This window comes from Pseudomonas sp. GW823-FHT02C02, assembly GCF_058797635.1.
This window is the reverse complement of the sequence record NZ_JBXAJV010000022.1, coordinates 54900-76082: the sequence shown is the minus strand read 5'-3', so window position 1 is coordinate 76082 and position 21183 is coordinate 54900. Positions and strand designations below refer to the sequence as shown.

Annotated in this window: 23 protein-coding genes and 5 pseudogenes; 16 read left to right on the top strand and 12 right to left on the bottom strand. The window is 54.0% G+C overall.

The genetic code is table 11. From position 1 onward, the window contains the following. Positions 1–63 precede the first annotated feature (63 nt). From AC1ROI_RS29595 to AC1ROI_RS29570, 6 genes and pseudogenes are all read right to left on the bottom strand, one after another. Positions 64–366: a group II intron maturase-specific domain-containing protein gene (locus AC1ROI_RS29595; RefSeq protein ID WP_256580133.1), complete on the bottom strand. Its 303-nt coding sequence runs from the start codon at positions 364–366 to the stop codon at positions 64–66. A 301-nt stretch (positions 367–667) separates the two neighbouring features. Next, a complete protein-coding gene (istB, locus tag AC1ROI_RS29590; protein WP_069556884.1) occupies positions 668–1471 on the bottom strand; it encodes an IS21-like element helper ATPase IstB in 804 nt (267 codons plus the stop codon). Then, on the bottom strand, positions 1464–2963 hold the full coding sequence (gene istA / locus AC1ROI_RS29585; RefSeq protein WP_102599704.1) for an IS21 family transposase: 1500 nt from the start codon (positions 2961–2963) through the stop codon (positions 1464–1466). The genes istB and istA overlap by 8 nt, the downstream gene beginning before the upstream one ends. Positions 2964–3083: 120 nt before the next feature. Then, positions 3084–4028, bottom strand: coding sequence for a copper homeostasis membrane protein CopD (gene copD, locus AC1ROI_RS29580; RefSeq protein ID WP_102599653.1), 945 nt, complete (start codon positions 4026–4028; stop codon positions 3084–3086). A gap of 3 nt (positions 4029–4031) precedes the next feature. Continuing rightward, the gene (gene copC, locus AC1ROI_RS29575; RefSeq protein ID WP_102599654.1) at positions 4032–4415 is read right to left on the bottom strand and encodes a copper homeostasis periplasmic binding protein CopC; all 384 of its coding nucleotides are present in this window, start codon (positions 4413–4415) and stop codon (positions 4032–4034) included. Between the two features lie 274 nt (positions 4416–4689). Further along, positions 4690–5365: pseudogene (locus AC1ROI_RS29570) on the bottom strand (heavy metal response regulator transcription factor); the annotation flags it as partial. A gap of 209 nt (positions 5366–5574) precedes the next feature. Here AC1ROI_RS29570 and AC1ROI_RS29565 point away from each other — a divergent pair. From AC1ROI_RS29565 to AC1ROI_RS29545, 5 genes and pseudogenes are all read left to right on the top strand, one after another. Then, positions 5575–5860, top strand: a pseudogene (locus AC1ROI_RS29565) (co-regulatory protein PtrA N-terminal domain-containing protein); the annotation flags it as partial. A 191-nt stretch (positions 5861–6051) separates the two neighbouring features. Continuing rightward, on the top strand, positions 6052–6588 hold the full coding sequence (locus tag AC1ROI_RS29560; protein WP_010465983.1) for a cupredoxin domain-containing protein: 537 nt from the start codon (positions 6052–6054) through the stop codon (positions 6586–6588). Positions 6589–6685: 97 nt separating this feature from the next. Continuing rightward, positions 6686–6937, top strand: a complete 252-nt coding sequence (locus AC1ROI_RS29555; RefSeq protein ID WP_102599657.1) for a DUF2933 domain-containing protein — start codon at positions 6686–6688, stop codon at positions 6935–6937. 2 nt (positions 6938–6939) lie between these two features. Beyond that, positions 6940–9300 carry a heavy metal translocating P-type ATPase gene (locus AC1ROI_RS29550; protein WP_102599658.1) on the top strand — a complete coding sequence of 787 codons (2361 nt, stop codon included), beginning with the start codon at positions 6940–6942 and terminating at the stop codon, positions 9298–9300. A gap of 107 nt (positions 9301–9407) precedes the next feature. After that, positions 9408–9608, top strand: coding sequence for a heavy-metal-associated domain-containing protein (locus AC1ROI_RS29545; RefSeq protein ID WP_102599659.1), 201 nt, complete (start codon positions 9408–9410; stop codon positions 9606–9608). 53 nt (positions 9609–9661) lie between these two features. Here the strand turns inward: AC1ROI_RS29545 and AC1ROI_RS29540 are convergent, their stop codons facing one another. Further along, a complete protein-coding gene (locus tag AC1ROI_RS29540) occupies positions 9662–9937 on the bottom strand; it encodes a metal/formaldehyde-sensitive transcriptional repressor (protein WP_102599660.1) in 276 nt (91 codons plus the stop codon). A gap of 72 nt (positions 9938–10009) precedes the next feature. On the opposite strand from AC1ROI_RS29540, the gene dmeF reads away from it, so the two are divergent. Further along, positions 10010–10930 (top strand): CDF family Co(II)/Ni(II) efflux transporter DmeF, encoded by a 921-nt coding sequence (gene dmeF, locus AC1ROI_RS29535; protein ID WP_102599661.1) that lies wholly within the window; start codon positions 10010–10012, stop codon positions 10928–10930. An 80-nt stretch (positions 10931–11010) separates the two neighbouring features. Here dmeF and AC1ROI_RS29530 read toward each other — a convergent pair whose 3' ends face one another. Then, complete coding sequence (locus AC1ROI_RS29530; protein ID WP_102599662.1) at positions 11011–11142, bottom strand: YHYH domain-containing protein; 132 nt, start codon at positions 11140–11142, stop codon at positions 11011–11013. A gap of 352 nt (positions 11143–11494) precedes the next feature. Here AC1ROI_RS29530 and AC1ROI_RS29525 point away from each other — a divergent pair. Further along, positions 11495–12803, top strand: a pseudogene (locus tag AC1ROI_RS29525) (MFS transporter). Positions 12804–12845: 42 nt separating this feature from the next. Here AC1ROI_RS29525 and AC1ROI_RS29520 read toward each other — a convergent pair. Both AC1ROI_RS29520 and AC1ROI_RS29515 read right to left on the bottom strand, forming a co-directional pair. Further along, positions 12846–13589: a TraX family protein gene (locus AC1ROI_RS29520; RefSeq protein ID WP_102599663.1), complete on the bottom strand. Its 744-nt coding sequence runs from the start codon at positions 13587–13589 to the stop codon at positions 12846–12848. Positions 13590–13646: 57 nt separating this feature from the next. Further along, a complete protein-coding gene (locus AC1ROI_RS29515) occupies positions 13647–13940 on the bottom strand; it encodes a metal-sensing transcriptional repressor (protein WP_102599664.1) in 294 nt (97 codons plus the stop codon). A gap of 106 nt (positions 13941–14046) precedes the next feature. Between AC1ROI_RS29515 and AC1ROI_RS29510 the strand changes: the two genes are divergently transcribed. Genes AC1ROI_RS29510 through AC1ROI_RS29500 form a run of 3 tightly spaced genes read left to right on the top strand, consistent with a single transcriptional unit; the run spans position 14047 to position 15848 of the window. Beyond that, complete coding sequence (locus tag AC1ROI_RS29510) at positions 14047–14409, top strand: hypothetical protein (protein ID WP_102599665.1); 363 nt, start codon at positions 14047–14049, stop codon at positions 14407–14409. A 47-nt stretch (positions 14410–14456) separates the two neighbouring features. Further along, on the top strand, positions 14457–15194 hold the full coding sequence (locus AC1ROI_RS29505) for a HupE/UreJ family protein (RefSeq protein WP_102599666.1): 738 nt from the start codon (positions 14457–14459) through the stop codon (positions 15192–15194). 12 nt (positions 15195–15206) lie between these two features. Then, positions 15207–15848, top strand: coding sequence for a transmembrane anchor protein (locus tag AC1ROI_RS29500; RefSeq protein WP_102599667.1), 642 nt, complete (start codon positions 15207–15209; stop codon positions 15846–15848). 264 nt (positions 15849–16112) lie between these two features. Here AC1ROI_RS29500 and AC1ROI_RS29495 read toward each other — a convergent pair. Both AC1ROI_RS29495 and flgB read right to left on the bottom strand, forming a co-directional pair. Next, a pseudogene (locus AC1ROI_RS29495) lies at positions 16113–16421 on the bottom strand (transporter associated domain-containing protein); the annotation flags it as partial. A 103-nt stretch (positions 16422–16524) separates the two neighbouring features. Continuing rightward, a complete protein-coding gene (gene flgB / locus AC1ROI_RS29490; RefSeq protein ID WP_102599668.1) occupies positions 16525–16938 on the bottom strand; it encodes a flagellar basal body rod protein FlgB in 414 nt (137 codons plus the stop codon). A gap of 431 nt (positions 16939–17369) precedes the next feature. Between flgB and AC1ROI_RS29485 the strand changes: the two genes are divergently transcribed. From AC1ROI_RS29485 to AC1ROI_RS29460, 6 genes and pseudogenes are all read left to right on the top strand, one after another. Continuing rightward, positions 17370–17576 (top strand): co-regulatory protein PtrA N-terminal domain-containing protein, encoded by a 207-nt coding sequence (locus tag AC1ROI_RS29485; RefSeq protein WP_010465965.1) that lies wholly within the window; start codon positions 17370–17372, stop codon positions 17574–17576. Positions 17577–17710: 134 nt separating this feature from the next. Continuing rightward, positions 17711–18196 (top strand): annotated as a pseudogene (locus AC1ROI_RS29480) (c-type cytochrome); the annotation flags it as partial. A gap of 17 nt (positions 18197–18213) precedes the next feature. Next, a complete protein-coding gene (locus tag AC1ROI_RS29475) occupies positions 18214–18681 on the top strand; it encodes a DUF411 domain-containing protein (RefSeq protein ID WP_102599670.1) in 468 nt (155 codons plus the stop codon). A 180-nt stretch (positions 18682–18861) separates the two neighbouring features. Next, positions 18862–19608, top strand: coding sequence for a helix-turn-helix transcriptional regulator (locus AC1ROI_RS29470; protein WP_256580134.1), 747 nt, complete (start codon positions 18862–18864; stop codon positions 19606–19608). Between the two features lie 68 nt (positions 19609–19676). Beyond that, on the top strand, positions 19677–20546 hold the full coding sequence (locus AC1ROI_RS29465) for a sterol desaturase family protein (protein ID WP_102599672.1): 870 nt from the start codon (positions 19677–19679) through the stop codon (positions 20544–20546). Between the two features lie 248 nt (positions 20547–20794). Then, entirely contained in the window at positions 20795–21136 is a 342-nt protein-coding gene (locus tag AC1ROI_RS29460; RefSeq protein WP_102599673.1) for a hypothetical protein, read from the top strand. Positions 21137–21183 lie beyond the last annotated feature (47 nt).

Genomic DNA, 21183 nt, shown 5'->3' with positions numbered 1-21183 from the left:
GGGGTCGTGCGGATTGGCAGCGGCCTTGATCGTTGTGCCGTACGATCGGCGTATCCGATTCTTTCAGTAAGGTGTACTCCCCTTACCGTCTGCGGTTTTTTCGACAGTGGAGAACACCCACCGGCGCGATCCTCGGACTTTGAAATATCTATCCTTGACCCATGGGGCTCCTTTGCGCGGATGTCTTCTCACCGTCCAGCGCCAGAGCATTGTCCAGACTTCGCTGTCTACCTGATTGAAGACTTTCTTAGCGACCACGCGGCTATGATAGTTCGCCCACCCTCGTAATAACGGGTTGAGCAGCCCTATCAAATTGACCTGCTTGGTCGCCTCATTAGTGCAGACTTTAACCTCCGGAGTCAACACGCTGGTGACAAACGAGTTGTGGCTTTAGAAACGTAGCGTTACGGCAACATGGACGCTTGGCTCAGCGCTCACAAAATTTGCGTTTGGAGCGTAGGCGCTCCAGGGAACTGTGGACATTATGCGAATTATTAATGTTGGCGCTGATTGAAAACTGACCCACCCTGCCGATTGAAAATTGACCCAGGGCGGATTGCTGATTTTTGTCCCAGCAATTGTGGATAAGCTTAGCAGTAGTGTCCTAGTTGAAGACGCATCTGGCCCCACCGCATGCAGGCATGCGGAAGGGTGTTTACGGTGCAGATCAAAACGGCTCATCGTCCTCAATACCATCTTCGTCCTTGCGCTTTCGTTCACGCGATTTGATCTTTGTCTGAGCGGCCAAGGTGCTGTGTTGCAGGCGGTAGGACTCGTTGCCCGTTTCGACGATATGGCAGTGGTGTGTCAGCCGATCCAGCAACGCTGTGGTCATCTTGGCGTCGCCAAACACACTCGACCATTCCGAGAAGCTGAGATTGGTGGTGATGACCACGCTGGTGTGCTCGTACAGTTTTGAAAGCAGGTGAAATAGCAGCGCGCCACCACTCTGACTGAAGGGCAAATACCCAAGCTCATCGAGTATCACCAGGTCTGTCCGAAGCAGTCCCTGGGCGATTCGGCCTGCCTTACCATCGTACTTTTCACGCTCCAGCAGGTTGACGAGATCGACCGTGGAGAAGAACCGTACTCGTTTGTTATGAGTGGTGATTCCGGACACGGCCAAGGCACTGGCCAGGTGTGTTTTTCCAGTTCCAGGCCCACCGATGAACACGACATTTTGCGCAGTCTCCGTAAACTCAAGGCTGGATAATTCCTTGATTAGACGGGCATCAGCGCTGGAAGCGCTGAAGTCAAAGCCAGCTAAATCACGGTGCATGGGGAGCTTTGCCATGTTCATCTGATGATTCACTGAGCGCACGGCGCGATCTGCCTGCTCCTGTTGGAGCAGATGCTCAAGCAGCCACTTCGAGGATGCCGTCGAAGCTTCTCCCTGGGCCGCCAGTTCTTCCCAAGCTTGCGCCATGCCATGCAGACGCAGTTCTTTAAGTTCTGCCATCAAGTCACGCATTGCGGCTCTCCTCATCTGTTGTACGGAGTTGGTCATATCGGGCCGTGTTGGCAACGGGAGCCACCTTGAGTTGCAGGCTGGTTTCTACGGAAGGCGGTGGTGCAGTAGCGGTGAGTCGGGCGAGAACATTTAAGATGTGATCGGCGCTCAGACTTCCCGACTCAAGCACCAGTTCTACCGCTACCAGCACCGGGTCGAGACCGGCGATGGGCACGGCAGCGAGCACCTGCGTCATGATTCGATCACCATTGCTGTGACGTCTCAGGCCCCGTTTGAGAAGCCGCAACGGATTGGGCAGATCGGCAAACGGTGCGCCATTGCGCAGTGCACCCGGCTTGCGTTCGATGAGTGGGATGTAATGCTGCCAGTCAAAACTGACCTGATCTCGATCAAAGAGGCGCTCGTGGCTGGCAATCATTGCGTCATCGGCGATGACCACGATCCGGGATGGGTAAAGACGGCTGCTGACCCACTGGCCGACTCGCTCACAAGGCACCGAATAGCGATTTCGCGCCACGCTGATCAGGCAGGTGCTGGAGACCCGAACGGTGCGCTCGACGTAGCCATCAAAGGCCGTCGGCATCGGCATCATTTCGACCCGTTCCAGCTCCAAAACTTCCGCCACCGTAAGTCCGTTGTACTGCGGATGCAGCAGCTCGCTCCAGAGCGCACGACAGCGTTGGCCGAGCCAGGCATTCAGTTCCTCGAAGGTGTGGAACATGCAGTTTTGAGCGTCAAGCCAAATGCGCCGTCGACTGTCTTGAACGTTCTTCTCGACAATGCCCTTTTCCCAGCCAGAGGCTACGTTGCAGAAATCCGGATCGAACAGGTAGTGCGCGCACATCACGGAAAACCGGGCATTGACCGTGCGGCCCTTGCCTTTATTGACCTTGTCGACAGCCGTTTTCATGTTGTCGTAGATGCCGCGACGCGGCACGCCACCTAACGCTCCGAACGAGCGCGTATGTGCATCGAATAGCATCTCGTGACCTTGGCTAGGGTATGCAACCAACCAGAATGCGCGACTGGCGCACAGCTTCATGTGGGAGACCTGGATGCGTCGAAACAGGCCTCCGATCAGCAGCCCTTCTTCGCTCCAGTCAAATTGAAAAACTTCACCGAGCGCAAACGTCAGCGGTACAAAAGCGCGTGAAGACTTGCCTTGTTCACCTCGCCACGAGCGTACGAACGCCGTGAGCTGGCTGTAGCCGCCGTCATAACCCTCGGCCTTGATCTGCTCGAAAAGTGCTTTGGCGCTTCTGCGATTGTGCTTTGCCCGGAACGAATCGGCTTTCAGCGCCTGTTCCAGCGTGTCGTGGAAAGGGCTGAGTTTGTTGAAGGTCGCGCACCGCTGGTACGCCGGCTGAGTAGCTTCGGGCGCTCTGACCCATTTTCGGATGGTGTTTCTCGACAGCCCGGTACGCTTGGCTATCTGGTGCAGCGAGAGCTTGTCGCGGAAGTACATCCGCCGGATTTTTCCCAACATTTCCATGCTGATCACCCTGTGTTCTCCTGCTCGGAAAGTGAGCAGAAGCAGTTGAACACCTGGGTCAGTTTTCAGTCGGCAGAACAGCCTTTACTGGGTCAGTTTTCGGTCAGCGGCAACAAATTATTAATGCTGCACCATGTTCATATCCATCTCCGGGCTCAGAGTTCCTAGCCAAGCGACAAGGCACACTATGACTACTGCAACGGAGAACTCCAGCGTCATACTACGTCGTAAAGCATTGACGGCGACGGCATGGTCCCCTTCGTCGATTGAGCGTTCTAACAGTGGACTCAAATGAAAGCGATTTAGCGTCGCTAATATAATCATCCCTGCGAAGAGTAAAACTTTCAAAAATAGCAGAATGCCATAAGTAGTGAGCATCACCTCGTCCAGGGTCGGGCCCACGATAAAGAGATAATTCACTACGCCAGTAATGCTCAAAATCACTACAATCAGCGCACCAGCTGATTCAAATCCTGTCAGGACTCGGGAGAGAACCCGTACTTCTTGTCCACCGTTTAGTCTTTTCGCACGCAGCAGTAAAGCGAATGCGGCTAGAGCCCCCATCCAGCCGCCGGCTGCCAGAAGGTGAAGGATATCGCTAAGGAAATGTATATAACGACGATTGCCCTCATCCATAGCACCATGCCCTGTCCACGCTAAGGTCGCGAGAGCAATAGCACCGAAGACGGTAACCGCCCAAAGACTGAGGGTTGGGAAGCGCTTGTTAAGTGTGACGGCGATACCTGCCAGCACAAGGGCTGCTATTCGGACCATCCAAGTGAGCCCGACGTCGGTACCAGTTAGAACCATTTCGAAGATGTGGTGGTGAAGCTCCATAAATTCTGAAACACCGCTCATCGCTTTCGCAAGTAACAACATAGCGGCAAGGGACAGAAGTACACCAACAACTGCTGTGCCGAAAAGGAGCGACTCAAAGTTCAAGACAACGCCGGATACCCGTTCCTTTCCCCTGAGGCTATACAAGCCAAAAATGGCTAATCCAAACAGCAGCATCAGGTCTAAGTAAAGAGCGAAGCGAAGGGCGATGTTGATTGAGTCGCTCATGAATTATTTCACTTTAAAAGAGAAGTTGCCTGTGATGGGGTGGGTGTCGGAAGAGACCGCCCGCCATTCGACCTTATACGTACCGGTGGTTAGCGGAGCGGCGGGCGTGATAACCATCATTTTCGGGTCGTCGCCGCCTGCGACGCCTGCCTTGACGCCCATGGGGGAATTAGGCATTCCCGGCATGTCAGTCATGATCAGTTTCGCTCCCGAGAACTGAGTCGTGAGGTTCTCCGAGAAGTGCAACTCGATTTTGGACGGCGCCGTGGACGTCGAGCCTTCTGCTGGGGTAGAAGACAGCAGCTTTGGATGCGCCTGGGTGATGGCGCTCATGAGCAAACCGGCGGTAAGTGCAACTGCAACGGTAGTAGTTTTGAAGAAGGACATGCAAGACTCCTCACAGCATAAGCTGTTGGTTCGAGGTTTGATGGAGTAGATCTAGTTTTTACTTCTCAATTCCGGTTAAAACCACAGCCGAATACCAAGCGTGTGCCGCGGACTGAAGATAGGTAACCGATCAGGGTGACCGCGTTAAAGAGCTAGGACACGATGCCACATGACTGCCGACTGTTGGATTACATTTCAGTAAGCTTCGCGCGTGCTCTCTGGTCCAGAATTTGGGGGGTGTCACGTGGCCTAACTGAACCTCTGGGGTCTGTAGGTCAGGTGCATCGAGCATGTAGCCCATGCCGCGGGAGGTCTGGATCAGCTTGACTTCGAAGTCGTCATCAATTTTCGCCCTGAGCCTACGCACCGCAACCTCGATTACGTTGGTATCGCTGTCGAAGTTCATGTCCCAAACTTGCGAGGCGATGAGCGACTTCGGCAGCACTTCGCCTCGGCGACGGAGCAGCAGCTCCAGCAGCGCAAACTCCTTGGCCGTAAGATCTATGCGTTTGCCTCCCCGAATGGCCCTGCGTTTGAGCAGGTCAACCTTAAGATCGGCAATTTTCATAAGAGTCTGCGAGGGCACGTTATTAACACGACGGAGCAGCGTCCTGACTCGAGCCAGCAACTCAGAAAACGCGAAGGGTTTAATGAGGTAATCATCAGCTCCGAGCTCAAGACCCATGACTCGATCTTCGACACGGTCTCGCGCCGTCAAAAAGAGTACCGGGACGTCCTTCCCTGACAAGCGCACCTTCTGAAGCACTTCCCACCCATCGAGGCCCGGCATCATGACGTCCAGAATTAGCAGGTCATACGCCTTCGCTCAGGGCATGTTAAAGGGCCACAGTGCCGTTGGTGAAACGATCAACATTGAACCCAGCCTCACTCAGGCCCTGTTGCAAATAGATACCTATTATCGGTTCGTCTTCAGCAACCAGAAGTCTCATGGGGGTGGCTCTCGAAGTGATGATGGGGCTGAGTTTGCATTGAATAGGTCCCGCCAACCAGAAGCTGACAGAAATGTAATCCTGGCTTCAGCTTGATGTCAGCCAGCGTCGTCTAGGGTTGGATCATGAGCACTTTCAAGTGCTCATCCGTCTCTCCAAAGAGCACAGTTCTCAGGAGTCGGACACCATCCCTATCAAGGAGCTGCCCCATGAACTCTCTCAAACCATGTTTCTGGTTGGCTCGATCCTGTGGGCTGAAGGCGCCGGAGACCGAGTGATGGAGCGCATGGAAAGTATGCGGGATAAAGCCGAAGTCGTTTTGGTTCAAGCCGAAAAAGCCCCAGCGGGCCAACACCATGTGCACATGGCAGAGCACATGAACATGCTTGGCGTCCTTCGACGGAGCTCCATAACGATCATCCCGACGCATCGATGACAACTCAACAGCACCTTGACTGTATGGAAAAGCACGACAAAATCGTCGATGACGTGCTGGGAACAAATGCAACGAACAACATCAAACGGCTCTATCCTGAAGGTTCTCGCACCCGATCAGATTCAAACGGCCTCGCTTCGACGCCGTGTTTATTTCAAAAACTGACAGAAATGTAGTGTTCAGGTCAGTTAACTGGCAGCTCAGCTTCCTTAGCATAACCAGTGCTACCCACTTTCACTCTGAGGTCACTATGAAAGCTAGATTTGCTATCCCGGTTTGCGCTGCAATAACTCTTTTCCTCGGTTCTACAGCCATAGCCAGCGTTGGTCACGGGAAAGATGACATTGGTCAACCTGGAGCAGCGGCCGAGGTTACCCGCACGGTTGAAGTGAAAATGGGCGATATCTCCTTCGAGCCCAAAAAAATCGATGTCAAACCTGGAGAGACGGTTCGCTTCGTCCTGCGCAACGAAGGCTCGCTGTTGCATGAATTCAACATCGGCAAAGCCCCTGCCCATGCCGCGCATCAAAAAGAGATGGCAGCTATGTTCCAGAACGGCACGCTCAGTCCTACCGGACATGGGCAAGCGATGAGCGATATGGGACACAGCATGGGGGAGATGAAGATGGTCGGGATGGAGCACAACGACCCCAACAGCGTTCTGATCGAACCAGGGACAACCAAAGAGCTTGTCTGGACCTTTTCCAAGAGCTCAGACCTGGAGTTTGCCTGCAACGTACCGGGTCACTATCAGTCGGGGATGGTGGGTCAGTTCGAAGTGAAGTAAGCGTGGCTTGATCGATATCACAGCCTCAGAGCGAGCGTTGACTATTCTCAGTCGCAGACGTCACCGCAGCTCTTGCCAGGACACTGGGGACCACATCATGACTAACCATCCGCATTCGGTTGAAAATTCGCCTTCTTCCTTCTGGAGAAGCAAAACGGGTGTCGTACTGATCATGCTGGTTGCGATCGGTGTTTTCTACGTCGTCCGGGAACACTTCAGCCATGTTTCACCTTATCTGCCCTATCTGATCCTGTTGATCTGCCCAGTGATGCATTTTTTCGGGCACGGCCACGGCGGTCACGGTCGACACGTGAGTTCGGAAACCAACAAGGACGATAAAGGAAACTAGTCATGTCTAACGCCACGAGTCACCGCGACCATGATCACGTCCATCCGGTAAACCCCCACGATGGTGGTCTACGCGATCCAGTGTGCGGCATGGCAGTTACCCCGCCGAGCACGTTCAGTGAGCTATACGAGGGGCGGGTATATCAGTTTTGCAGCCTGAAGTGCCAAGAGAAGTTTCGAGCAGAACCCCAACGTTATGCTGCGGATCCGTCTGGTACCAATCACTCTAGTCGCACTGAACCCGCGGCTGAGCCACAGCTGGGCACTGAATTCACTTGTCCCATGCACCCAGAGATACGACAGCCTGGCCCCGGCACCTGTCCTAAATGCGGAATGGCATTGGAACCTGTCATGCCAGGGCTGGAAGAGGAGGAAAACCCCGAGCTTAAGGACTTCACCCGTCGCTTTTGGTGGTCGTTGCCGTTAACCGTGATAGTGACCGTACTCGCTATGGCGGGACACTCGTTGCAACTCTTCCACGGAGCCACACAGAACTGGCTGGAGCTGGTCCTTGCAACCCCGGTGATCCTATGGGCCGGCTGGCCCTTTTTTGTGAGAGGCGTAGCGTCCATTCGTCATCGCAGTCCAAATATGTGGACCTTGATAGGTCTGGGTACCGCAGCTGCCTATCTTTACAGCGTTGTGGCCACGTTTTTCCCTCAGACTTTTCCCGCCACCTTCATGCAAGATGGACGCATCGGCGTCTACTTCGAAGCTGCCGCAGTCATCATCTCACTCACCCTGCTGGGGCAGATGCTCGAGTTAAAAGCCCGCTCGCAAACCTCCACCGCCATTAAATCTCTTCTGGGCCTTTCACCCAAAACGGCACGCAAAATCAACGCCGATGGTCAAGAGGAAGACATCCCTCTGACGCATGTCCACAAGGGTGATCACCTCCGGGTAAGACCAGGTGAAAAGGTGCCGGTTGATGGCTCAGTACTGGAAGGCGAAAGCGCGGTCGACGAGTCTATGCTGACCGGCGAACCCGTGCCGGTGATGAAGAGAGCTGGAGATAGTCTGATCGGAGCCACGCTCAATACCCATGGCAGTCTGGTGATGGAGGCACAGAAGGTTGGGGCCGAGACCATGCTGTCGCAAATCGTACAGATGGTTGCCCGCGCTCAACGCTCCAAAGCACCAATGCAACGCATGGCTGATGTCATTGCCGGGTACTTTGTAATGGGCGTCATCGCTATTGCGGTACTGACGCTCTTGGGCTGGGGGCTCTTTGGCCCTGAACCTAGTTGGGTTTTCGGCCTGATCAATGCGGTCGCCGTGCTGATCATTGCCTGCCCCTGTGCTCTGGGGCTCGCGACGCCAATGTCGATCATGGTTTCCACGGGTAAAGCGGCCAGCATGGGCGTGCTGTTCAGAGATGCCAGTGCCATCGAGAACCTTTGCAAGATCGACACGCTCATCGTCGATAAGACCGGTACCCTGACAGAGGGACGTCCGGTGTTTCACAGCGTGGAGGCTACACAGAACTTCGACCCCAATGGCGTTCTTCAACTCGCTGCCAGTCTCGATCAAGGCAGTGAGCACCCTCTGGCTCACGCAATCGTTGATCACGCCCGAGCTGAAAACCTTGTTTTGAGCAAGCCTGAATCGTTCGAGTCCGGATCCGGGATTGGTGTCAGCGGTATGGTTAGCGGCAAGAAAATCCAACTGGGCAATACCGCCTTGATGGAAGAAGCAGGCGTGAGTATCAGGCCCCTCCAATACCGTGCAGAGCTGTTACGACTTGAAGGTATCAGCATCATCTATGTTGCGGTCGACGGAGTACTGGCTGGGTTGCTCGCAGTGTCCGATCCGATCAAGCCAACCTCCAAAGAGGCTGTCACCAAGCTCAAGGCTGACAATGTAAAAATCATCATGGCCACTGGTGATGGTCTCACCACGGCACGAGCTGTAGCCAAGGAGATGGGCATTGAAGAAGTCCACGGTGAAGTGAAGCCTCAGGACAAGGAGCGTTTGGTCGCGGACCTTCAGCAATACGGCCGACGGGTTGCTATGGCTGGCGACGGTATCAATGATGCGCCTGCCTTGGCCCGAGCAGATGTGGGCATCGCCATGGGGACCGGGACAGACGTCGCGATGAACAGCGCGCAACTGACTCTGGTTAAAGGCGACTTGATGGGAATTCTTCGAGCGAGGTCCCTTTCTGTCGCGACAGTAAAAAATATGCGGCAGAACTTGGGCTTCGCCTTTCTCTACAACTCGATGGGTATCCCGCTCGCAGCAGGCTTGCTGTATCCACTGACCGGGCATCTCTTATCACCGATGGTGGCGGCCATCGCCATGAGCGTCAGCTCTGCATCTGTTGTTTTCAATGCATTGAGGCTGAGAAACATCCGTATAGATTGAGGCCTGGGAACCACTAAATCCGGGGTGCAGACAACTCTTGACCTTCCTATAGTGTCAACGTTGATGCTGTGCCTGCGGCTAAAGAGGCCGCTCAGAGAGGAATAACTATGTTCGTCTTAGACGTTTCAGGCATCGGTTGCGGTAGCTGTGTTAGCAAAATTACCAAAGCCATTCAATCGTTGGATAGCGAGGCAACTGTTTCGGTGGATCGTGCTGCCGGTAAGGTCAACGTTGAAAGTAACGAAAGCCCAGAGCGCGTCCGCGAAACTGTTGAAACATTGGGTTTCCCTTCCAAAATCAGCGCCTGACTGCGCTGATCTACTCCAGCGTTAACGCCCTCATACACAGACTCTCCGTAGGCTCATTTCAGGTATGAGCGCAGGGCCGAGATGACCTGATCCAGGTCTTCTTGGCGTTGTTCCGGAGTAACAGCTTCTGCTCCTAGGTGCTCACGGATATGCCCTTCAAGCACCTCTGCCATCAATCCGTTCACCGCGCCTCTCACCGCTGCAATCTGTTGCAGTACAGCAAAGCACTCTACTTCCTGCTCCAGTGCTCGCTCCAAAGCCTCCGCTTGTCCCTTGATGCGTCTGACGCGAGTCAGCAGTCGTTTCTTGTCGTGGATGGTGTGCGGCATACGGTTGTTCCTTTTTCATTAATCTATACTAGGGTATAGTATATTTTTGTTCATTAAGCAGAACTTCAACCCATGTCTTCTTCAACAATCTCAGACGGTCAGGGCCACTCTCACATTTTCGACGAGGGTAACCCCTTAGCCGAGAAAAACACCCGTCGAGCGATGATTCTAACTGCATTGATGATGATTGCAGAGATTGCCGGTGGATGGTTCTACAACTCGATGGCATTGCTTGCGGACGGGTGGCACATGAGTTCCCATGCGCTGGCTCTGGGGCTTGCTGTCCTGGCCTATGCGGCGGCAAGACGATTTTCCAATGACACCCGCTTTGCGTTTGGGACTTGGAAAATGGAAATTCTAGGGGGTTACACCAGCGCTATCCTGCTGATCATGGTGGCAGGGTTGATGCTCTATCAATCGATTGAACGGTTGATACTGCCCTCTTCGATTCACTACGACCAGGCCATCGCCATCGGTGTTGTGGGCTTGCTCGTGAATATCGCTTGCGCCTGGTTACTCAAGGATGGTCATGCCCACACACACCATGACCACGATCATGGGCATGGGCATCATGACTTGAACCTGCGCTCCGCTTACATGCATGTATTGGCGGACGCCGCTACGTCGGTGCTGGCCATTCTGGCGTTGATCGGAGGTAAATTCTGGGGGGCTGCGTGGCTTGACCCAGTCATGGGCATAGTGGGTGCCGGATTGGTTGCGAGCTGGGCCTATGGTTTGATTCGTCAAACCAGCCGCGTATTGCTGGATGCGGAAATGGATTCCCCGGTCGTCGAAGAGGTTCGCGAAGTCATCGCCTCCAGTCCCATTTTCGCGCAGATTAGCGATCTTCATGTATGGCGAGTAGGTAAAGGGAAATACGCCTGCATTCTAAGTTTGACGACGGATCAAAACGCGACGCCCGCTTACTTCAAAGACCTCTTGTCAGTGCATGAGGAACTGGTTCACATCACAGTTGAGCTTAACGCCGCCTAAAGCAAAGGCGTAACTGACCTCCGCACGCGTGAAGAGGCCTGTTCACATTGAAGCCCAGCTCAGAGCTGGGCTTTTGCGACTTAGTGGCAGTGGTAGTCGTTCGTCTTATGGTTGCGATGGCAACCTTTTGAATCAGTACCGCCGCTATGCGCGAAGGCAGCCACGGAAGTAATCGAGAGAACAGCAGCAATCAGAAGGGCAGATAGTTTCATTGGGCGAATTCCATGCTCAGGTTTTTATGAAGGGTGAGAACTCTCACGCCTTGCAGGGTATGGCTAAATGCCTTCATTGAGCAAGCGTGCTTGGTTAGTCCCCCTCAGTATTCGACGCGGTAGGTGACAGAACCTTTTCTTTAGCTGACAAAGCCAATAGTTTAGGATCGCCTCATATCCCCCTAGGGAGGATGCGAATGCTTCTCTCAAAGCTAAGCCAATATCTTTTTTGCGGTTGAGAAAGTTCTGCAACCCTTCTCGGCAAAGATGGGCTTCGTCCTTGAAGTCGACGTCGTGATTAGTATTCGTCGTAAATCCTCTTGGCCAAGCGCTTGGCCGCCCGAGACTTCAAATGCTGAAAATCCTGGCTAACCGAACCTACCGACATCTCTTCTTGGCTCAAGTGATTGCTCTTGTCGGAACAGGCCTCGCGACTGTTGCGCTGGGGCTACTGGCGTTCGATCTTGCGGGAGCACAGGCCGGGGCAGTGCTTGGCACCGCGCTGGCAATTAAAATGACTGCCTATATTGGCGTAGCACCGATTGCGGCGGTTTTTGCGGAACGTCTGCCGCGACGGGCGATGCTCGTATCACTGGACTTGGTGCGAGCCCTCGTTGCACTTGCCCTGCCTTTCGTCACGGAAGTATGGCAAATCTACGTGCTGATTTTTGTACTTCAATCGGCCTCTGCTGCATTCACCCCGACCTTCCAGGCCACCATCCCAGACATACTGTCGGATGAAGAGGATTACACTCGCGCCTTGTCGTTATCTCGCCTTGCCTACGATCTTGAAAGTGTCGCCAGCCCCATGCTCGCAGCCGTACTGCTGACGGTGATCAGTTTCCATAACCTATTCGCCGGAACGGTGATTGGCTTTCTGGCCTCAGCAGCGCTGGTCTCGACGGTACTACTGCCAAAGGCGAAGCCGACTCAAAGGCGCAGTATCTTTGAGCGAACCACCCGAGGAATGCGCATATTTCTGGCCACACCGCGCTTGCGGGGACTACTAGCCCTCAATCTAACGGTGGCTGCGGCCAGCGCCATGGTCATCGTTAATACCGTTGTGTTGGTACAGTCCCGATTCGCTTTACCTCAGAGTTCAACCGCATTAGCGCTCGCTGCTTTTGGGGGTGGATCTATGATCGCCGCACTGATTTTACCTCGCCTTCTGAAAGGCATAAAAGACCGGACAGCAATGCTGTTTGGCGGTGGGATCCTGGTTGCGGGCTTGGCAGTTGGCATCAACCTGAGCACCTACAACTTCCTGCTGCCTCTGTGGTTGGTACTCGGTGTGGGATATTCCTTGGCACAAACGCCCAGCGGACGCCTGCTGCGTCGGTCGTCGCATGCCGAGGATCGTCCAGCCCTTTTTTGCAGCGCAATTTGCACTTTCCCATGCCTGTTGGCTGATCACTTATCCACTGGCCGGTTGGCTGGGCGCCAACATCAGCCTCAATGCCTCTTTCGTGGGACTTGCCATCGTGGCAGGTGGAGCATTGGTGGTCAGCGTCGTGATGTGGCGTCCTGCACATGACCAAGAGTCTATTAGGCACACCCATCAGAATCTGCCGGACGGCCACACTCATTTAGAAGGTCACGATGGAGCGAGTCACGAACACCCTTATGTCATCGATGATCAGCATCGTCGATGGCCGTATTGATCACAGGGCATGCATAATTTTCTGAGTTTGATCACCCACAGTTCAGACTAGAAAACGAAGGGCCTGTAATGCGGCAAGGTGACCCGGATAGAACCAGTAACCCCAGTGCTGCACCGGCCATACCTTGAACGTGAACGTCTGACGCAGAAGCCAAAGTCCGATCAGCGGAGCGATAAAAGCGGTACTTAAAGCCAGCAATGGATAGGTCTCAAACTCCATCGCCCTGACAATAATGCTGCTGCGGGTATTGATCAACATACACAAAACCGCTGGCAGCAACCAAAGGATGCCCTGGCATTTGATCGCCAGTAGCAAGGCCGTAGGTACGAGCGCGCCATAAACCCCATACATCAATGGATCATCCAGTACGTAGGCAAGACCTGCGGCGACCGAGGCCATGACAATGCTTAGCAGGGTTCTGTGCTGAACACCCCAGGCAATCACCAAACCCAACGCCAGGGTGGGCAGCACATTGAATGACCCGGAGGTGCTTAAGTAGCGGTAAGGCACCTCAGAAGCGACGGCGAACAAGAGCATCAAGGCGAGGTAGCGGCCGTTAGCAACGGTCAGAAACGCGCCCGGCGTGGAGCGCGCTACGTTGGCCGCAACGGCAAGGCAGAAAAAGGGAAAAGAGAGTCTTCCAGGAATGAACAGGCTGCTCATGTCTGGCCACAGCAACCGAAGGTGATCGATCACCATGGTCAGCATCGCGAGCCACTTGATCAGGTCAAGGCTGCTGCTACGGCTACTGGATGGATTGTGTTGAGTTGAACTGGCGGTCGTCATGTCCAAGGGTGAGATCCGCCCTGCTTCAAGAATTCAGCGAAATTGGGCATGTCAGACCTAGAGGTACTTGGTGATTTGCTTGAACGCTTCCAGCGGTGCGCGCTCGCCATTGTTCAAGGCTGAGACGGTATTCTCCAGGCAGTGATCGATATGATCCTGAATGAGCGTTCGCTTGGCCTGACACACTGCTTTTTCAACGGCATGCAGTTGCTGGGCGATGTCGACGCATTCACGACCTTCTTCGATCATGGTGATTATGCTGCGTAGATGGCCGTCCGCACGCTTGAGGCGCTTGATAATGGCATCATGACTTCGGTGAGTGTGGGGATGGCTATGTTTGTGTTCATCCATGGCTTGAGCCTCTGGCCTCAATGAATTACGCTGGCATGCTATCCCCCTAGGGGGGTTAGGTCAAACGCATCACCGCAGCAAAAAAGCGAGTTAAAAGACGATCAACATGCTCAGTAGATCCCTGACAACAACGGTGGTATTCGCGCTTGCTCTCGCCGTTTTGATGGCTTGGGTCGGGCATACCTATACGTTGTCGGTGGCGACGAAACAGCCTGCCTGGGAGATTAAGCAAGACGCCTATCACTCCCACGGCGAGCAAGAAGCCTCACTTTCCTGCGCGAGCTGTTCGGATCACTTTCATTCGCCGTTGACCCCGGACCACCAGCACGAAACACCGCAGCTTACTTCCCTGTTGATTTTGGCCGAACAACCCAAGCTATCGGTGCGGGTTGATGCCCCGCAATATGCAGTTCCCCCTCCGCCGATATTCTTGATCAAGCGTCCACCCCGTCCTTCGTTCGCATCCTGACCATGGCCGCGCTGCGGCCCAAGATCACTGCAACGTAGGATTTATCCATGCATTCGCACTCTATGAGCGGCGTGGGCGCATTCACTGTGCCCTCGTGTCGCCCGCTACTTCTGCTGTTTTTGCTTATCGCATCACTCTCCTTCGGCATGCCCGAGGCGCTGGCTCACGCCGTTGCCGAGGGGGATAAGGGCTTCATCCAGGAAAGCTCTGGCGTCATGTTGCTGCCCTTTATCTACATGGGCGCCAAACACATGATGACGGGCTATGACCACTTGCTGTTCCTCTTCGGGGTGATCTTTTTCCTCTACCGCCTGAAGGATGTAGGCCTCTACGTCACGCTGTTTGCTGTGGGCCACTCGGTCACGCTGCTGCTCGGTGTGCTCACGGAAGTAAGCATCAGCTCCTACGTGATCGACGCCATCATCGGCTTCTCGGTGGTGTACAAGGCGCTCGACAACCTGGGCGCGTTCCAGCGCTGGTTCGGTTACCAACCCAATACCAAGGTGGCCACGCTGGTCTTCGGTCTGCTCCATGGTTTTGGTTTGGCAACCAAGATCCAGGAGTACGAGATCTCGCCCGACGGGCTGATCCCCAACCTGCTTGCGTTCAACGTCGGCGTCGAGATAGGCCAATTGCTGGCCCTCAGCTCGATTCTCATTCTGATGGGGTATTGGCGGCGCACCGCCAGTTTTTGGCGCCATGCCTATGCCGCCAACGTTGCCATGATGAGTGCCGGTTTCCTGCTGATGGGTTACCAGCTAGTCGGCCTGTTTGTCTCCGCGTAAGGAATTCTGACCATGTTCAATACTCCACTTCCAACCGTTAACGAATTACCCAGCAGCCGCCAGTTAGTGCGCTCGACAGTCATCGCGCTGATCACCGCAGTCGGCCTTTTGGTGACGGTCGTCATGCCTTCGGAATACGCCCTTGATCCAACGGGCGCGGGACGAGCATTGGGCCTGACGCAAATGGGCGAACTGAAAATCACTCTCGCACAAGAGGCCCTGGCCGATACCGCTCCACCACAACCCGTCGCGGCAGCTCCGATTCCGCAAATCGCACAAGTTCAGCCTGCGGCAAAGCCGGTAACGGAACCTGTAGTAGCTGCTATCCCTGCATCAAAGACTGATCAGATGACCGTCATACTCAAGCCAGGTGAAGGGACAGAGATCAAGCTGGAAATGTTGAAAAACACCAGCGTCAGCTATGAGTGGACAACGGCTGGGGGCCCTGTGAATTACGACACCCATGGCGAGCCCTACAAGGCAGAAAAGGGCTATTTCCACAGTTACACCAAAGGCAAGCAAGTCAAAGGCGATAAGGGCGAGTTCACCGCCATTTTTGACGGCACCCATGGCTGGTTCTGGCGTAATCGCAGCAACAGCGACGTGACTATCTCACTGAAAACAACCGGTGATTACCTGAGCGTTAAACAGTAATCCAAGGACGGCCGCTCTTCTGCCGAAAAGGCCTAGAGCGACCGGACCACGGACGTTTAACCTCAGTATTTTAGGCAAGACTTTCCCATGAAAACTTCAGCAACGTTGTTCCGTACGATGCTCTTGATCTGCTTCTTGGGCCTGATGACTGCATGCAGCGGCGGCGAGAAAGAAACAACCTCCGAGAGCGCTGAGCACGGGCACTCGCACGAGTGATATCTTGAAAACAAGCGAGGCCGCAAATGCGGTCTCGCTTTTCTACCCTTACTCTTTACGCACCAGCATCCTCGTCATCCGACGCTCTTCAACGCCAACCACCGTCATGCTCCACCTCTCCCAATCGAGTTTGTTCCCGATGATCGTCAGACGATCCAGCAGGCTCATGACCAGTCCCGCCAGAGTCAGGTAGTCCTCAGTCGATTTAGCCTGAAAGCCGGTTTGTTCACGCGTTTGAGATTCAGGGCACCACTAACGATGAATCGACCATTCTCAAGAACAATATTTGGGTCTTCGACTTTGCTGATATCGGACAACGCGTCCAGCGATGGACTCGAGCATATCAGTCATGGTGAGGTGCGCTTAATTTTTTGCTGACACTGAAGTTCAAGGACGACTAGATTTGGAATAGCAGCCCCACACTATAATTACCTTTGTTTTGTCATAGTTCTTTTGCCCATCACTCTCCACGTATTGCCTTAATTAAGCCTTTAAATGAGCCATTTAATCGAGTAAAAGCCGCCTCGAAATGAATTTCATTCTCCGTATATTTCGCGATTTCGATCTGCTGATCCACGGTGTTTTGGTCAAGGGACGGTTGATTTGGAGTTCTGTAAAGTAAAGCACTCCCATCAGAATCGTCTTCTGAGCCATTTCCACGAATATGATTTCGGTTTGTTGTTTGTAAAGAAAATTGGGTGTCTGCAACTCGCTTTGACTGTTCTGCAAGCAAGGTAGGAAAGTCCATATCGCGAGCCTTAAAATTCGGTGTGTCGGCGTTGACGATATTGTTGCTCAGCACCTCAGCTCTTTGACTACGATAGATTAAAGCTCTTTCCGCAGAGCCAACGGCCTTTTCGAAATTAATACTCACGCCAGATCACCTTTGTGGATAGTTTCCAGTCCAAACACAATATGCATCGCGATTACTCAAGTTGAAATAATGGTGGCACGTCGATCAATTCAGATTCTCTGCAGCTGTTCAAAAGCTGTCGAGCATCCTTTAAGAAAACTTTAAATTTCGCAGCCATCCGTCGTCTTCGCTGAAAATGACTGGAGGCTTACAAAGCCGTCATATATTGGTTTTTAAGCGGTTAATTGCAGCTTAGGATGGACGATACCATACGGATTAAGTCGCAGATTGTTCAAGAAGAAAATGTCAACCTGACACAACTGTAATGTTGGCCTAAGGTTTCTGACAGGGTATGAGCCGTAGAATTACATCGAGCCTTGAGCTCAGCCCCAAGAATCATCTCTTGATGTGGATTCAACGGGGCAACCAAAAACTCATCCGAGGCTCCCCAAATGAAATCCATGAAAACCCTGTTTGTCATCGCAGCTTTGACCGTCTCTTCCCTGGCTATGGCCGAAGGCGGTGGTGACCGGACATTTGCACGTATGGAAGCGGCCAGTAAGGACTCGATGGAGTCGTACCAAATTGCCCAAAAGCAAGGCACTCAACCCCCCGTAGTCGAGAGCAAGGCCAAAGCCGCCGACCACGCCAACTGCTGATCCGTTTGGCGCATTCCCAAGCTGAAAGAAATGTAATCCCCTTGATAGTTAAAGTGTGGCAATTTCTGGGCTCGTCTGCCGTATGAGTTTCGTCATTTGCGGCGGCGGGCAAGGCTCAGGGGATTCGAGACGGTTACCCTGCACCTCCAAATCTTTCAAAACTGGGCGTTGATGGAAACCCTGCTGCAGCTTTCTGGATCATCAAGCATGGAATCAAATCCACAGGCATGCCCGCTTGGAGTAAAAGCATGGCTGATCCCTACATCTGGGGAATGGTCGCTTTTCTTAAGCAGCTTCCCACCTTAGATGCAGAGCAATACAAAGCTCTAGCCGCGAACAGTGGTGGTCATCAACACGGTGGCGGCGAGAGCAAAATGCATAACCATGAAGGTCTGCATGAGGGTCAAAAAGGGGCCGCCGCTGGACATCATGATGCGGATGAAGCTAGAGAGGTAGCTGAAGTAGGCAACCATCAACGCGAGAAAAACAGCGCCCATGCTCATGAGGACGCCGCAGCACCTACTCAGGATGAAAGTAACGAACACGCCCATCCTCAGGGTGCCGAGGCTTCACATGACGCTCCAGCAGCCGCTCAACCAAACAACTCATACCCATGCTGATGGGAAGGATCATACCCATGCGAAATAACTTTCTTCGTCCCTGCCGGGCACTTCGCCTCGCTGCATTCGCGGCTCTGTTGATCAGTTCCGCTGGTCATGCAGCAGAGTCGCTGACGATCGATGTCCATCGTGACGCTAACTGTGGATGTTGCAAGAAGTGGATGCAGCACCTTGAAGCTAACGGCTTCACCGTCGTTGACCATGTAGAAACCAACATGAGCGCGATCAAGCAGGACCTGGGTGTTGTTCCGCGTCTCTCGTCATGCCACACCGCAGTGATCAACGGAAAATTTGTTGAAGGCCATGTACCTGCCGAGCAAATAGTTGCTTTGAGCAAACGCGATGACCTTATCGGGATTGCTGTGCCGGGCATGCCGGCAGGCTCACCTGGTATGGAGGTCGATGGGAAGCAGGATGCTTATCAGGTCATCGGCCTGAGCAAAGCAGGTACCGACCAAGTGATTGCCGAGTACCCGGCAAACTAATCACAAACGTTCATAACCCGAACGATAGTAAACCGATCGATCCGGCATCGGCAAAACGCTCAAATGTCGGTACGAATAGCCCATCATGGCCCAGCATCAATACGATGCCGCCGTCAGATGCCGAATGACTGTACGTGTGCAGTCGGCACGAACATAAGCGGAAGTAGGCCGAGCTAGAGAATGAAAAGCTGGGTTACAGCAGATACCGTGCGCTGGGCAGGTCATGCATGGGTAGGTCCCGGTATCGGCGTCTTTCATGGCCGCGTCGGTCACCAGGAATGGCACCTTCATCAAGCGCATCAGATCTCAGTTGGCCTCGACTCAACTGTATCGGTTCAAACCCCAATGGGTATTCAAGCAGGGGGCGCCATTTTCATTCCGGCCGGCTTGAAACACCGGCTGGGCGGCGCTCACGTCCTGTCGATCTATGTGGATGCGCTGTCCGAGGAAGCTCGTGCTTTGCATGGTGCCGAAGAAGCGAGGGTGATTGGGATCACTCCAGCGGACGTAGCGCCGATTATCGACGCGCTGCACACGACAGGACACACTGATCTCCAGGTTAGGACTGGGGTGCGCCAGGCGCTGCGACTCCCCGATCTCCCGCCCCCAGATCCTCGCTTGATCAAGGTAATTGAGGGGCTGCGCAGAGGCCAAATGGGACGCAGAGAATTGGCCGCGGTGGTGCATCTATCCCCCACACGGTTTTCTCATTGGTTCGTGGAGCAGACGGGGCTGCCGCTTCGCAGTTACGCGAGATGGTTACGTCTCACGCAAGCCCTGCAGCATTTGGCCAAAGGTGCACGGCTGACCGACGCGGCTCATGAGGCGGGCTTTTCAGACTCTGCTCATTTCTCCCGGACATTCCGGGCGCTACTGGGTATCGATCCGTCATCCGCCTTGGCTGAAGTTCATCTCCAGGAGGTTTAGCTCTTTCGTTCAAGTCGAAAGCTCACCTCTTCACATATTGTGATGGTTCCATATCCAGGAGCTGAGCAATGCCTTCCTTTCTCCGATTCGCCTTACGGTGGGTGAGCTATCCACTCGTGTTTGGCGGCTCTGCTGCCTTCATGATCTGGGCGCTGTATACCGGCGTACCGTATTGGCCCACGATTCCCCTTGTCGCTGCAGTGGGACTTTTGATCATTGCTGGTTTGGAGCGCATCCAACCTTTCCGCGAAGCCTGGCTTGAGGATCATCAAGACACCGCGACAGACCTGCTGCACATGCTGGTGAACCTTTCCGTCATTCAATTCACAGCTGGAATCCTGGTCAAGCTTGGAGATGCGGTGCCAGCTTCGGTTCGTCTCTTTCCGATCGAGAGCCCGCTGTGGTTACAGTTGCTACTGGTCATCGCTGTGCTCGATCTGAGCCTGTATGCCATGCACCGGATCAGTCACCGAGTGCATTGGCTGTGGCGTTTTCACATGCCTCATCACAGCGCCGAGCGGTTGTATTGGATGAACGGGGAGCGACGACATCCGTTGCACGCGGTGCTTATGGCGAGTCCGGGGCTGGTGATCCTGTTCGCATCAGGCGCACCCTCCGCAGTTGTGGCCATCTGGTTTGGAATTCTAACAGTGCACTTGGCCTTCCAGCATTCGAACCTGGACTACCGGCTGGGATGGTTGCGCCACATCATTGGGGTTGCCGAAATTCATCGCTGGCATCACAAGCGTGACTTTGAAGACGCCCAGGTCAACTATGGTGAGTTTCTGATGGTGTGGGACCGACTGTTTGGCACGTTCTACGACAGTGTGGGGGATCTGGGCCAAGCCGAAGTCGGATTGCATGAAAAGGATTACCCCCAAAACTACCTTGGACAGCTCATCGAACCCTTTGAGCATGGCCGGGTAAACAAAGGCTAGTGGGCTCCCTCACTTTGTAGCTACGGCAGCTACCGAGGCCACACTAAAGGCAAAACCGATCTAACATGATTCGAGCGGCATGCTGTGAGCTGTAACTACTTCCATGCTCAGGGAATTGGGCGTCGTTGTTTAGCGAGTCCTTGTTTCTAAGAGAGGGAATTCATGTTGATCTGCAAATGCTGTCTGGCAGGCTCTTCCTGACAGATTCGTAATGGTATAGCCCGTCACCAGCGACTAGACTCCCTCGCATGAAACGCTATCTGCGGTGTTGCCTCATTTTCCTGATCAGTCTGGCGCTTCCCCTGAGCGGGATGGCGGGCATTCAGTCACCGACAGAACCTTGCCCGATGCAAACGACGGGCATGACCATGATGGATGATATGAACCAGGACTGCTGCCTTGACCTGAGCAGCTCCGCCGATCACGGCAAACCCTGCAAACCTGGCCAGGAATGCAGGAGCGCCAGTCTGCTACAAGTGTCGTTTGGGAAACCTGCCACCCGTTTGTCCAGTCCGCAGATGCTGACAATCTTCAGCGACTTCCTGCCTACTCAGGCCCCGTCCGGGGTGTGGCGACCGCCTCGCGCTTGATACCGCACCACACTGAGTCTCATCCCGCTCTGACGCGAGATGGCATA

Bases quoted from the DNA above. Each gene is read 5' to 3' on its own strand.
- AC1ROI_RS29530 (WP_102599662.1), bottom strand. From the start codon at position 11,142: ATGAAACTATCTGCCCTTCTGATTGCTGCTGTTCTCTCGATTACTTCC.
- AC1ROI_RS29485 (WP_010465965.1), top strand. From the start codon at position 17,370: ATGAAATCCATGAAAACCCTGTTTGTCATCGCAGCTTTGACCGTCTCT.
- AC1ROI_RS29500 (WP_102599667.1), top strand. From the start codon at position 15,207: ATGTTCAATACTCCACTTCCAACCGTTAACGAATTACCCAGCAGCCGC.
- copD (WP_102599653.1), bottom strand. From the start codon at position 4,028: ATGAGCGACTCAATCAACATCGCCCTTCGCTTCGCTCTTTACTTAGAC.
- copC (WP_102599654.1), bottom strand. From the start codon at position 4,415: ATGTCCTTCTTCAAAACTACTACCGTTGCAGTTGCACTTACCGCCGGT.
- AC1ROI_RS29550 (WP_102599658.1), top strand. From the start codon at position 6,940: ATGTCTAACGCCACGAGTCACCGCGACCATGATCACGTCCATCCGGTA.
- dmeF (WP_102599661.1), top strand. From the start codon at position 10,010: ATGTCTTCTTCAACAATCTCAGACGGTCAGGGCCACTCTCACATTTTC.
- AC1ROI_RS29505 (WP_102599666.1), top strand. From the start codon at position 14,457: ATGCATTCGCACTCTATGAGCGGCGTGGGCGCATTCACTGTGCCCTCG.
- AC1ROI_RS29540 (WP_102599660.1), bottom strand. From the start codon at position 9,937: ATGCCGCACACCATCCACGACAAGAAACGACTGCTGACTCGCGTCAGA.
- AC1ROI_RS29470 (WP_256580134.1), top strand. From the start codon at position 18,862: ATGAAAAGCTGGGTTACAGCAGATACCGTGCGCTGGGCAGGTCATGCA.
- istB (WP_069556884.1), bottom strand. From the start codon at position 1,471: ATGCGTGACTTGATGGCAGAACTTAAAGAACTGCGTCTGCATGGCATG.
- AC1ROI_RS29465 (WP_102599672.1), top strand. From the start codon at position 19,677: ATGCCTTCCTTTCTCCGATTCGCCTTACGGTGGGTGAGCTATCCACTC.
- AC1ROI_RS29545 (WP_102599659.1), top strand. From the start codon at position 9,408: ATGTTCGTCTTAGACGTTTCAGGCATCGGTTGCGGTAGCTGTGTTAGC.
- AC1ROI_RS29515 (WP_102599664.1), bottom strand. From the start codon at position 13,940: ATGGATGAACACAAACATAGCCATCCCCACACTCACCGAAGTCATGAT.
- AC1ROI_RS29520 (WP_102599663.1), bottom strand. From the start codon at position 13,589: ATGACGACCGCCAGTTCAACTCAACACAATCCATCCAGTAGCCGTAGC.
- AC1ROI_RS29460 (WP_102599673.1), top strand. From the start codon at position 20,795: ATGAAACGCTATCTGCGGTGTTGCCTCATTTTCCTGATCAGTCTGGCG.
- istA (WP_102599704.1), bottom strand. From the start codon at position 2,963: ATGGAAATGTTGGGAAAAATCCGGCGGATGTACTTCCGCGACAAGCTC.
- AC1ROI_RS29475 (WP_102599670.1), top strand. From the start codon at position 18,214: ATGCGAAATAACTTTCTTCGTCCCTGCCGGGCACTTCGCCTCGCTGCA.
- AC1ROI_RS29560 (WP_010465983.1), top strand. From the start codon at position 6,052: ATGAAAGCTAGATTTGCTATCCCGGTTTGCGCTGCAATAACTCTTTTC.
- AC1ROI_RS29510 (WP_102599665.1), top strand. From the start codon at position 14,047: ATGCTCAGTAGATCCCTGACAACAACGGTGGTATTCGCGCTTGCTCTC.
- AC1ROI_RS29555 (WP_102599657.1), top strand. From the start codon at position 6,686: ATGACTAACCATCCGCATTCGGTTGAAAATTCGCCTTCTTCCTTCTGG.